This window comes from Neobacillus drentensis (genome assembly GCF_036965425.1).
Taxonomy (GTDB): domain Bacteria; phylum Bacillota; class Bacilli; order Bacillales; family Cytobacillaceae; genus Neobacillus; species Neobacillus drentensis_F.
The window spans coordinates 41,388-53,281 of the sequence record NZ_JBALPP010000073.1 but is presented as its reverse complement, the minus strand read 5'-3'; the positions used below and the strand labels follow the sequence as shown (position 1 = coordinate 53,281).

10 protein-coding genes are annotated in these 11,894 nt (G+C 39.9%); 2 read left to right on the top strand and 8 right to left on the bottom strand.

From position 1 onward, the window contains the following. Positions 1-400 precede the first annotated feature (400 nt). The 3 genes from larA to V7161_RS18315 all read right to left on the bottom strand — a co-directional run bounded on the left by larA (position 401) and on the right by V7161_RS18315 (position 4,036). Entirely contained in the window at positions 401-1,663 is a 1,263-nt protein-coding gene (larA, locus tag V7161_RS18325; RefSeq protein WP_335714387.1) for a nickel-dependent lactate racemase, read from the bottom strand. Positions 1,664-1,829: 166 nt separating this feature from the next. Further along, complete coding sequence (locus V7161_RS18320; protein WP_335714386.1) at positions 1,830-2,798, bottom strand: 2-keto-3-deoxygluconate permease; 969 nt, start codon at positions 2,796-2,798, stop codon at positions 1,830-1,832. A gap of 80 nt (positions 2,799-2,878) precedes the next feature. Continuing rightward, positions 2,879-4,036, bottom strand: a complete 1,158-nt coding sequence (locus tag V7161_RS18315; RefSeq protein ID WP_335714385.1) for a glycerate kinase — start codon at positions 4,034-4,036, stop codon at positions 2,879-2,881. Between the two features lie 145 nt (positions 4,037-4,181). Here V7161_RS18315 and V7161_RS18310 point away from each other — a divergent pair, with 145 nt between their 5' ends. Continuing rightward, the gene (locus V7161_RS18310; RefSeq protein ID WP_335714384.1) at positions 4,182-5,312 is read left to right on the top strand and encodes a CdaR family transcriptional regulator; all 1,131 of its coding nucleotides are present in this window, start codon (positions 4,182-4,184) and stop codon (positions 5,310-5,312) included. A gap of 153 nt (positions 5,313-5,465) precedes the next feature. On the opposite strand, the gene V7161_RS18305 is transcribed toward V7161_RS18310, so the two are convergent. Continuing rightward, entirely contained in the window at positions 5,466-7,397 is a 1,932-nt protein-coding gene (locus V7161_RS18305; RefSeq protein ID WP_420491641.1) for an electron transport protein, read from the bottom strand. Positions 7,398-7,618: 221 nt separating this feature from the next. Between V7161_RS18305 and V7161_RS18300 the strand changes: the two genes are divergently transcribed. Then, a complete protein-coding gene (locus V7161_RS18300; protein ID WP_335714382.1) occupies positions 7,619-8,509 on the top strand; it encodes an SDR family oxidoreductase in 891 nt (296 codons plus the stop codon). Positions 8,510-8,563: 54 nt separating this feature from the next. Here V7161_RS18300 and rlmH read toward each other — a convergent pair whose 3' ends face one another. From rlmH to V7161_RS18280, 4 genes are all read right to left on the bottom strand, one after another. Continuing rightward, positions 8,564-9,043 carry a 23S rRNA (pseudouridine(1915)-N(3))-methyltransferase RlmH gene (gene rlmH, locus V7161_RS18295; protein ID WP_335714381.1) on the bottom strand — a complete coding sequence of 160 codons (480 nt, stop codon included), beginning with the start codon at positions 9,041-9,043 and terminating at the stop codon, positions 8,564-8,566. 101 nt (positions 9,044-9,144) lie between these two features. After that, positions 9,145-9,303, bottom strand: a complete 159-nt coding sequence (locus V7161_RS18290; RefSeq protein WP_289987047.1) for a CxxH/CxxC protein — start codon at positions 9,301-9,303, stop codon at positions 9,145-9,147. A 123-nt stretch (positions 9,304-9,426) separates the two neighbouring features. Beyond that, positions 9,427-10,683 (bottom strand): S1C family serine protease, encoded by a 1,257-nt coding sequence (locus V7161_RS18285; protein WP_335714380.1) that lies wholly within the window; start codon positions 10,681-10,683, stop codon positions 9,427-9,429. A gap of 412 nt (positions 10,684-11,095) precedes the next feature. Then, positions 11,096-11,890 (bottom strand): MBL fold metallo-hydrolase, encoded by a 795-nt coding sequence (locus V7161_RS18280; protein ID WP_335714379.1) that lies wholly within the window; start codon positions 11,888-11,890, stop codon positions 11,096-11,098. Positions 11,891-11,894 lie beyond the last annotated feature (4 nt).

The following is an 11,894-nucleotide window of genomic DNA, read 5'->3' as shown; positions in this document are numbered from 1 at the left end:
ATATAACCTAGTGAAATAATGATAATGGATAAGATGAATTGACCGTTTAAACTTGACAAAATAAACTTCTCCTAACCTATATAGTAAAAAAGGATCCAAGACTACAAATATAAAAATTTGCAGCTCTAGATCCTACCTGATTTACCAGTCTCGTGTCTTTTTAGCTTATTAATCTAGGTAAATTATAATCTCTTATATTGGAAATAGCAACGTAACAATCCGCATCCGCATCGGTCATTTTTTTGAATAACTGTAGGACAGATTCAACCATTTCTTCCGGCAGAAGGCTTTGTTTAGAGACACTTTCATTTTTATTTTTCAGATCAAGCGAATTAACAATCTCCCGGATAAATTCACCTAATTCTGGCGGCAATTTCGGGTCTATTTTTTTATAGATGAATTATTCTTCCACATAAGGAATCGTTAATGGACCTAATGGTAAAACGGCAATCGACATTTTTTCCCCGTAAGTCTGTTTCAATTCCTCTAAAGTTTGTTCAATATTATGAGTAGGTTTTAACATGGCACCTTGAACTTGTTCATCTGTGAGCATGGAGTATACATAGACATCTGCCCATACTTGCGTTACCGCTTGTTTCTGAACCTGCCATTGATCGAACATCTTAAAATTCGAATCATTGATTAGATCCAATAAAGCTTGAGGGCTATCCGCAAGTTCAAAAATCTTTGAATAATTCCCATGGCTTGGAAGTCCATCCGAGCATTCAGAAGCGACAATAATCGTTCCGCCTTGTTTAACAATCTTATGTGCCGCGCTCATCCCCTTAACGGCTTGATAAAGGTTTTGGTCAAGAGGGTAACCGGAATTGGATGTAATAACGACATCAAATCGATCCTCACACTTGATCATGGCATGTTTTTTTACAAATTCACATCCTTTGTCATGGGCTTCATATAATTCACCAGCAAAAACAGATGTGATTTCCTTTTCTCTATTTAATGTAACATTTAACATGAAATCCGGTTTACACATACGATTGATTTCACGCGTCATCTCTTGAACAGGGTTATCCTGCATATTTCCCCAGGTTGAACGAGCATCCCCAATCATTCTTGCATTGTGGAAGGTCATAATCGTTTCAATACCAGCAATGCCTGGCATAATCCCCTTTGGTCCTCCAGAAAATCCGGCAAAAAAGTGTGGTTCGATAAAGCCTGTTACAATGCGAAAATCAGCTTCAACATATTCTTTATTTAAATATACATCACAACCAAACTTACTTTTTCCAACATTCCGTAACGTTTCTTTATCATGACATTGATTGTTGATAATTCTTACATTATCGACAACCCAGTCTCCAAGCATTTGAATAAATTCTTCCCTTGTTTGGTCACGATGGGTACCTGTTCCATTTATAATAACAAAATTTTCGATTGGAACATGATTAAGTTCTTCAATCAGTACTGGAACCATTTTATGATTTGGTGTTGGTCTGGTAATATCACTGATAACAATGGCCACTTTATCCGTGGCTTTCACCATTTCTTTTAAAGGTGCTGCTCCAATTGGATTTTTTAATGCCTCTTTTAGGGCTTCAATATCATTTTCTAACCCCGGTAAATGATTAGGCTCAACAATAAATGCAGAATCAGACACTTCAACTTCAAGACCATTTTGGCCATATAAGAGGTTTGTTTTCATCTAAATCGCTCACTTTCAATTTTTTAAATTTTTAATAGGTCATTTTAGAAAAAACAATGCAATTTTTATTTCCCCAAACAATTATGATAATAACTACAGTCAATTAAATATTAACCCCTGAGAAAGCTCTCAGGGGCATAATTTTTCATTAATTTACAAGGACAAATTAACTTGCCTGTCGCTCTAGCAGGTTTAATTTTCCTTTTTTCTGAAGCCTGTTTGCATACCACGCAACCACTATTGGACATAGAATTGCACTTACAATAACACTTGCAGCAACCATTATAGTTGCAGAAGCCGCCACATCAGCATAAGCAGGGTTTGCCGCTGCCACAGCAGCAGGAACTCCAGCTGCATTTCCAGCAGTGGTTGCAGCAGATAATCCTGCAATTCCATTTCCTCCTGTTAAACGATCTGCAAAGAATAATGCAGTACCTGTAACAACTACTACAGCGACGCCTAACAAGATGCCAGTTAAACCGGAAGCGGCCACTTTTTTGAAATCAAGACCACATCCAAGACCAAATGCAAAGAAAGGAATGAGAACTGGACCAGCTTTTCCAAAAAACTCACGAAGATCTTTATCCAAATTACCGGCAATCATTCCCAGAACTAGTGGAAGTACTGCACCAACCATCGCTTGCCAAGGGAAACCAGCAAGACCTGCAGCACCTAAAGTAAGCATTGTCAGGAAGGGACCAGATTCAAGTGACATTATCGAATAAGCGCCTGCATCCTCAGGTTTACCAAATTGCCCCATCAGAGCCATGTACATACCGCCATTTGTGTCATTCATAGCAGCTACAATGGCCAGTACAGACAACCCGCCAAGAACCATTCCATTACCTATAAACTTTGCAGCAATAATACCAACGATTGCAGCCACGCCAATCTTTGTTAGTAATAACACACCGCCCTTTTTCATGATATAAGGTGTGGCTTTAAAGCTTAAAGTTGTACCCATACAGAAAAAGAATACTGCCAAAATTGGGAGAGCACCCGTCCATAGGGCACCAGTAAAGGAACCAAAGAAAGTAGGTGTTCCTGGAAATAACGTATTTAGTGTTGCACCGATGAGAAGTGGAAATAGCATCATTGAGCCGGGAATTCTATCAAGCGTTGCTTTAATTTTCATAACAGTGTAGCTCCTCTCTAGGATATCGGTAATTTTGGGGGTTAGAAAAATGTTAATATCTTAAAAACTAGCGATTTTCTTTAAATAGTATGAAATTTTATTTTACTCCGTTGATAAAAAAACGAACGAATCACTTGCTCTGCTGCATTTTCCAGCAATTCCCCAGCAGTTTCCATGGCTTCTTTTAATTCCATTGGCTTGTTTATAATACTGTGAACGCTTACAATCCCATACTGATAAAGTACATCTATTCCCTTTCCTACTGAACCGGCTAAAATAACTGTTGGAATATTATTCAATAATGCGGCTTGTGCAACCCCCATCGGAGTCTTACCTGAAGCTGTCTGGAAATCCACTTGGCCCTCTCCTGTTATGACAAGGTCTGCTCCAATAAGAGCATCCTGAAGACCTGTGTATTCTATAACCACATCGATTCCCCTTTTCATTCTACAAGGGAAAAAGGCTTGAAATGCTCCGCCAATCCCTCCAGCTGCTCCTGCCCCAGGTAAGTCATGTAGATGGACACCTGTCACTTTTTCAACTTCATCTGCCCATTGAGTTAGACAAACATCTAATATACGTACCATCTCAGGAGTTGCTCCCTTTTGTGGACCAAACACATGTGATGCTCCCAGCGGGCCAATTAATGGATTTTCAACATCCGATGCAATTAGAAACTGGCAATTTGATATTCTTTTGTCAAATTCGCTTAAATCAATGGAACGAATCTTAGCAAGCTCGGCACCACCAGTGGAAATTTGGTTTCCCTGTTCATCTAAAAGTGATAATCCTAGGGCCTGAAGCATTCCCGCCCCGCCATCATTGGTGGCTGAACCTCCCAGTGCTAAAATAAAGGACGTAAAACCGTCATCTAAAGCTTGTTTAATTAGCTCTCCAGTTCCGAAGGTAGTCGCTTGTAAGGGATTAAGCTCTTCTCGGGAAATTAGCGGTATCCCCGAAGCCTTGGCCATTTCAATGACACATGTCTTTCTATCACCCAATATGCCATATTCAGCTTCAACCTTTTGACCTAAAGGTCCGGTAACAAGGACTGAAATCTTTTGTCCGTCAGTGGCAGCAACTAAAGTATCTAACGTTCCTTCCCCGCCATCTGCAACAGGAAGGCATAAAGTATGGGCATCTGGAAAGGCATTTTGAATGCCTTTTTCTATTGATCTGGCAACCTCAACAGCACTTAAACTCCCCTTATAAGAGTCAGGGGCTATTACAATTTTCATATTTATCCCTCTTTAGAAAACGTTTTCATTTCTAATTTTTATTATACTAAGCTTGATAAAAGAAAACATCGTGTGTACCATATAAAAAAAGAGATTCATTTATCTAAATTTTTGTACGATTTAACCAACTTTTCGGAGGGAACAGATGTTAACGAGAGAAATTGCCCAAACCATTGTACTGGAAACCTCTCTGCGCCTTAATAGAAATATAAACATTATGAATGAAAAAGGGATTATTATTGCATCATGTGATCCTTCTAGGATAGATGATATTCACGAGGGGGCACTTGAAGTTCTAAAAAGCGGCGAAACACTTATTATTCCTTTCAATGAAGAAGGGGTTTGGCGAGGAGCCCAGCCCGGCATTAACCTCCCGATTGTATTCCAGGACAAAATTCTTGGTGTCATTGGCATTACTGGAAATCCCGAAGACATAAAAGAGTTAGGCGGCATCGTAAAAATGATTACGGAGCTTATGATTAAAGAGAAATTTATCGCTTCTCAATTGGAGTGGAAACTACGAACAAAAGAAATGATTATCGAAGAACTTTTGAAAAGTTCTCCATCCTACAGCAATATCGATCGGTGGCTTAACCTAATAGACCTTAAGCTTCAGGCACCGTTTATCACCCATGTGATTCAAATGACAGATCGCACGCTCACGAATCAAGCATTAATTAATAAAATTGAAGGAATAATTGGTGAAGAACAATGCCTTGTAGGCTTTATCAATATTAATCGAATGTTTATCGCCTTTTCCGGCTTCGCTCAAGAAGCAGCAGACAAAAAGCGACAAAACTTATACGCTGATTTAAAAAAGCTGAAGTTGAAATTCCGACTTGCATACAGCACTTCTTTTATCTCAATGAACAAGTTTAACCATTCCTATACTGATTGTGACCTTGCCCTTCAGATTAGTGATGAATCAGAGGATTTCATTTCATTTGCCGAAGTGGAACCAAAAGCGTTAATTTATAAAATAGATCGTGCATGGGGTGAAAGGTTTACCAATAGAATCATGAATAAAACCTTAGTAAAATATGCAGATACTTTAGAGGCCTTTTTTAAAAATAACTTAAATATCCAGCAAACTGCTGATGACCTATACATTCATCGAAACACACTCATTTATCAGCTAAGCAAAATAGAAAAAGAAACGGGTTATGATCCAAAAAGATTTAAAGATGCGTTAACACTTCAGCTTGCTCTTTGGTCAGATAAGAAGTTAAAAAGCGAGGAACTTGCTAACTTAGAAAGACACAATGGTGACAGGTAGGGAGGATGGACATTGTCCTGTATCGTTACCTGACATCATTTTTTATAGGCAATTACTTCTGGTCATAAACATAATGAATTTTCTTTGGTGTTGGTTTTTTTATTCAAACCTCTTAAAGACAGGCATTCATTATGACGCCTGTCTTTAGGAGGTTTATTGTTTCAATGTTAGTAAATACTTTATCAAAGCATCTTGTTCTTGTTGAGAAAAACCTGTTGAACCATCTACCCAATATTCGTGCCCTTGTCCAGTTACATTTGATTTCCTTAGGCTTTCTGTGGATTCATTCACTTTTACAACCTGAGATCTCAAATTTTTGTCAACTAAAGCGCGTAAACTATTATACGGATCAGGTAAAACACCTTTATTTAACGTTCCTGCTATTCCTAATTGATTTTTAGCATTTGCTCCAACCGCTACACCTCCGTCATGGAGATATGGGGAAGACCAATAAAGGCCAATAAGACTAGGTACTTTATAGCCCCCCTTTGTCTTTCCAATTCCAAACGCAAGTTTGATTTGATTAGGGTCAAATCCCCCCGTTGGAACTTTTAACACTAATGCGTATTTTGGTACAGGCACAGGTGTATCAGGTGAGTAAATAAGTGGTTCTGTTAAAAACTCGCCTGCTTTTCTTAAGCCAATCGCGCGAGACGGTTCCGTACCTATTTTTTCTACAGGTATGATTTTATTATTGGTATAAAAACTTCCGGCATGACACGTTATGCAGGATCCGCGTGAGAATACCTGTTGGCCCAATCTCCTTTCCCCATCTGTTATCTTAATTGGTGCTTTCGGAGGAACAAAGGTATTTTGAAAAGCTGACATTGCATTGTTTTGTTCTCCAACATTTGTGCCTGGGGAACTGACGATTAGCCCATTGGGAGAAACAAGTGATGATCTTGGATAAGTTGGCAATGTGATCGCTTTGGATACACCTGGAGCCTCTGGGGTTGGATCCACTTGGGCAAAAAATTCGGAGGGTTTCAACCCTTTGTTTGGAACAAAACGATATTTCCGATTTGCTGAATTTTGCAGCTGGGTTCCTAGATAGACCTCTTTGTCGATGCCAAGAAGAGCTCGACTGGCGTCAGCGATCGTAGTTAAATCAGAGCCTTGGGCGTGAACAGCATTATTTAAGGCGCTTAATCCTTTAAACGGTCCAGCCATGGCAAACCCGCTCCAACTGTATGGATGGTCTCCTAAAGTGAAAGAATCCGGGATTTGTGTCGGATTGCTGATAAAATCACTGGTAATATCAAAGTTTCCTTTTGGCCATTTGATTACACTATCATCAACGGCCTCTTCTAACGCCTTTGGATCCGGTAAGGGTTCTTTTTTCCCTTCACTCGTTACAACCGTTTTATCTAAATTCCTAATATAATCCTTTAAAGAGGCAATTTCAGTACGTGCAAAATAAGCAGTTGTGTTCGTACCTAAAGCAAGGAGAAGCCCAAAATTAGCATCGGTATTAACAACCCCCTCTATGACTTTTTTATTAATGGGGTCAACAGTAGCATGGCATGCTGCACAGCTAAGTCCAACTTTCAATCTTCCCTCTGATCTTACCATCGGCAAACCAAGAACTTCATTCGAACCTTTCGCCACATCAAACCCGGTATCCACTTTTGTTCCTTTTTTATATGTTTTCCTACCAATCGTTACGGTTTCTGCTAATTCCACCTGTAAATTCGTTGTGCCCTTTCCGTTTAACCCTTTTACCGCTTTCTGAAAATTTTCAATCGTAAGCGGCCCGTTAAAAGCACCAAGAATATCAGTTAAAAAGACTTCATTTCCAAATGTTTCTTCGTAAAATGACTTTTTTCCTAAATGTAATAGAGCTTGATCAATTTTTACAGCGCCATTCTTTGGAGATAAAAGCTCCCGGCCTTTTGCTGTTTTCAATAAATCATGTGCTTCTTTACGTGAGAAGGTTCTTCCCCAGAGGTCAAAGGCAGGTTGGTCTTCGTCTTTCTGCGATGCCACCTTTTCAGGTTGTACAATTTGATCTTTAGAAGGAATAAAAGCATACACTGGCTCACTTATAACGAAAATGACGGCTAGAAATACACCAAAACATTGCATCCACTTTCTTGTTTTCACTCTATACCTCCTTTACAGAAATGATTGTTGAAAGCCATCTTTAATTTCCTCTTATTCGCAAAAAAAATACTAATTCGAAACACTGTTTCTTTTTAGAGGAAGTAAAGAAATCAAAACTTTAATAATAGTAACGCATATAAGGCATTCACCTATCCTATTTTTAACGAATATGCTAAATGGCACATAAACGAAGGAGGCTTATTATGGATCGCCATTTTGGATATATAAAAAAGTGTGAGATCGTTCCGATTCTCTTTCCCCCACAATATCAACCCCAGCATCCAGGTATTGAATCTTTTATGATTCCAAGACCTATTTCTGAAAATCCAAATTATATTGGAAGTAATAAACTATTGAACAAAACAGCCATTATTACTGGGGGAGACAGTGGTATTGGCCGGGCGGTCGCTTTTGCTTTTGCAAAAGAAGGCGCGGATATTGTTATTGTTTATTTAAATGAATACGGCGATGCATTTGAAACAAAAGGCAGAGTGGAGCAATTGGGAAGGAAATGTCTTACGATTGCAGGAGATATTGGGGATGAGATGTTTTGTCATTATGTTGTTAAGAAGACAATTGAGGAATTTGGCCATCTGGAGATCCTCGTCAATAATGCAGGGGAAGTACATCCACAATCAAGTATCAGCGACATATCAGCCATGCAGCTTATACGCACTTTTCAAACAAATATTTTTTCACTTTTTTATCTTACACAAGCAGCCATTCCCTATCTTCAAAAAGGAAGCTCCATTATCAACACGGCTTCCATCGCTGCATACAGCGGGCATGAATACGCGATCGATTATGCCGCTTCCAAGGGAGCAATAGTTTCATTCACCCGCTCGTTAGCATTATCGGCCATTCATCAAGGAATCCGAGTCAATGGCGTCGCTCCAGGCCCGGTATGGACCCCTTTAATACCTTCAAGCGGTCCACCAGAAACTTATGCAACATTTGGGAGTGAAACCCCAATGAAACGTGCTGCACAACCTTTCGAACTGGCACCTGCATATGTTTATTTGGCGTCGGACGACTCCTCAAATGTAACAGGACAAATTCTTCATATAAACGGTGGAATGATTATAAATGGATAAAAGCTTGGACTTAAAAGACATTGTCCAAGCTTGAATTCTAACCAAAAACCTCATTTACTTATGATATGGTTCACCGCGGTTAATCCGAAACGCCCGATAAATCTGCTCAACCAATATCAACCTCATCAACTGATGGGGGAAGGTCATCTTTGAGAAGGATAATTTTTCATTCGACCTCTTCATAACCTCATCGCTAAGCCCCAAGGATCCCCCAATTATAAAGGCAATTTTACTTTTTCCGTATGTAGCTAGCTTATCTATTGAATCTGCAAGTTCCTCCGATGATTGTAATTTCCCTTGAATCGCTAAGGCGATCACATATGTATCCTGGCTAATCTTTGCTAAAATCCTTTCGCCCTCTTTTTGCTTTACCTGCTGCATTTCTGTATCGCTTAATTCTTCCGGCGCCTTTTCATCGGCAACTTCGATGACTTCGACCCTTGCATAGGCCGATAATCTCTTCAAATATTCCTCAATTCCCTGCTTCAAATATTTCTCTTTTAATTTACCAACCGTCACAATCGAGATATTCACAATCCACAGCCCTTTATTTTTAGATTACAAACAGGTTACAAACAACATATCCACAGAAGTTATCCACATTGTCCACACCTTTATCCACATTTAGTATGGAATCACTTGTTCGCCACAATATATACAGCCGGGTTTTGACAATATTCACAGGTTGTTGATAAATTATCCACACCAATTTTTGATAAAACCGGAAAAGTTTCAGTTTCATCCACAACCGTATCTAAGGCAATATCCACATGCTCCTCACAACTATAAATCATCTTTAATCTTCACCTTTCTTACCTCTTTTAATCCTAGTGTTTACGTTCCAGATATCCCTCATACGACAACTATCATATCATAATAAAAACAGGACAGCTTCCGCCATCCTGTTTCCTTCACCCTTATTGTAATCTTTCTCCCGACAGTGTCAGTGTCGTTTCTTTAAGCTTTCCATCGCGATAATATTTGACCTTCAACTTCTCGCCAATTTTCTTTTTCTGATATAAGTGCTTACGCAAGTCGATGACGTCATTTATTTTCTGGCCATCCATCTCAACAATGACATCCAGCTCTTGTAATCCTGCTTGTGCTGCTGGAGAATTGGGAACTACCTGTCTTAAAGCCACACCGTAAGTAACATCACTCGGCAATTTCAATGCTTCCGCTTGGTAGTAGGCAGGTATTTCAGATACTGATTTTAAATCCACACCCATATATGGACGTTTGACAGAGCCAAAATGCTCGAGATCATCAATGATGGGCTTAGCTGAATTGATTGGAATTGATAATCCTATTCCTTCAACCGCCTCCTGGGAAATTTTCATGGAGTTAATCCCAATCACCTGCCCGGCCATATTAATTAGCGCACCGCCGCTGTTGCCTGGATTAATCGCAGCATCTGTCTGCAAAACCTCCGACTGCCAGTCGACAACCCCATTCTGGTCGATATCAACAGGGATGGTCCGTTTAAGACCTGAAATGATTCCTTGTGTAACGGATCCTGAAAAAGTCGCACCAAGTGGATTTCCAATCGCAATGACTGGTTCACCCATTTTTAAACTATCGGAATCTCCAAATACCGCTACTTTCTTTACTTTGCTTGCATCTATCTCAAGGACTGCTAAATCTGTCCAAATATCACTTCCTAGCAGCTTTGCAGGAATCTTCGTTCCATCTGTCAGACTTACTTCTAGTTTGGTCGCACCCTCAACAACATGATGATTGGTGACAACAAATGCCCGGTTGTTGTCTTTTTTATAAATAACACCGGAGCCTGTTCCCGCTGCCTCTTCAGAGTTATCGCCATTACCATTGCCATTCCCATTGTCAGACCAAAATCCCGTTGACTGGATATTATTGATGCCAACAACAGCTGCAGCTGTTTTATCAACGGCATCAGTGGTATCTGTTTTCACGTCATAGGATACCTGCTGGTGAATGACGTTCTGCTGATTCGTATTATCTGTTGTATTGGTAGCCGTATTTTGATTGGTTTCAATTTTATAAGGGAGCACACCACGATTGGACAAGGCCGGAAGAGCAACGATCACTATTATCGCTCCAAGGATAGCGCCAACTAAGCTGGCAATAAAAAATCCGCCCCGATTTCCCTTCTGTTCCCGATAACGCCCCTGTGAATGATCATCATAATAACCCACTGGACACCATTCCTCTCTCTCGAAATGATTGCTATCTTTTATTTTGGCTTATAATAACAATTATACTCCCCCAGCCCTAAATTTAAAAAAATTTGACAATTATTCCATAAAATTTACGACTTTGTTCATAGAATTTTCACAAATAAAAGATCGCTGAGTTTTGGTCATTTATCAAGAATACTTTTTTCCGATTGAGGACATTTCCTTCTTTTTTTCATCTTGTTTTGTCCTCAATAAGCCTGTTTAGGGACATTTTCTTCTTTTTCACCTCTTTTGTCCTCAATATGGCCGATTGGCGGAACTTCCCACATTCCTTTACCTCGTTTTGACTTCAATATGCGCACTCAATAAATTTTTCTAAATTACAAAAGCAAAAAGAGCGAAGGAATCTCCTTCGCTCTTAGAAAAAACACTATACTGCTGTTAAAATGGTCGGTATTTTCGGGTCTGTATCGTAAAGACCGAATTGTTCTCCGACAATCAGGCCTCGACTCTCTAATGTCTGCGTTACAGACATTTTCGCCAGGTCTTTCATATTATTATCAAGGCTTAAATGGGCGAGGTAGACTCTCTTGGTCCGATCGCCAATCACATCACTCATTGCCAAGGCCGCATCTTCATTGGAGACATGGCCGACATCGCTGAGAATTCTTCGTTTAATGTTCCACGGATACCGTCCCATACGAAGCATTTGCACATCATGATTGGACTCAAAAATGTACACGTCAGCATTGGAGATTGTCCCCTTCATGCGGTCGCTGACATACCCTGTATCCGTAATGAGAACAAGCTTTTTTCCTCCATTATGAAACACGTAAAACATCGGTTCCGCGGCATCATGGGACACGCCGAACGATTCAATATCTACGCCACCGAAGGTCTTTACCGTTTCCATGTTAAAAACAAACTTTTGCTCTGTAGGAATCACCCCTACATTTGTTTCCATCGCCTGCCACGTTTTTTCGTTTGCGTATACAGGCAATTTATATTTTCGGGCGAGAATGCCAATCCCCTTAATATGATCGCTGTGCTCATGAGTGACAAAGATACCGGAAAGCTTGCTAATATCGCGGTCAATTTGCTGAAAAAGCGTCTCCATCTGTTTGCCGCTAAAGCCGGCATCCACTAGAAAGGAATGTTCGTCTGACTCTACATAAAGGGCGTTCCCCGTACTCCCGCTTGCTAGAATGCTATATCGTAAAGACATACAA

What these genes read in the sequence shown, in the direction of transcription:
- larA (WP_335714387.1), bottom strand. Translation starts at nt 1,663, where the DNA reads ATGAAAACAAACCTCTTATATGGCCAAAATGGTCTTGAAGTTGAAGTG.
- V7161_RS18320 (WP_335714386.1), bottom strand. Translation starts at nt 2,798, where the DNA reads ATGAAAATTAAAGCAACGCTTGATAGAATTCCCGGCTCAATGATGCTA.
- V7161_RS18315 (WP_335714385.1), bottom strand. Translation starts at nt 4,036, where the DNA reads ATGAAAATTGTAATAGCCCCTGACTCTTATAAGGGGAGTTTAAGTGCT.
- V7161_RS18310 (WP_335714384.1), top strand. Translation starts at nt 4,182, where the DNA reads ATGTTAACGAGAGAAATTGCCCAAACCATTGTACTGGAAACCTCTCTG.
- V7161_RS18305 (WP_420491641.1), bottom strand. Translation starts at nt 7,397, where the DNA reads ATGCAATGTTTTGGTGTATTTCTAGCCGTCATTTTCGTTATAAGTGAG.
- V7161_RS18300 (WP_335714382.1), top strand. Translation starts at nt 7,619, where the DNA reads ATGGATCGCCATTTTGGATATATAAAAAAGTGTGAGATCGTTCCGATT.
- V7161_RS18290 (WP_289987047.1), bottom strand. Translation starts at nt 9,303, where the DNA reads ATGATTTATAGTTGTGAGGAGCATGTGGATATTGCCTTAGATACGGTT.
- V7161_RS18280 (WP_335714379.1), bottom strand. Translation starts at nt 11,890, where the DNA reads ATGTCTTTACGATATAGCATTCTAGCAAGCGGGAGTACGGGGAACGCC.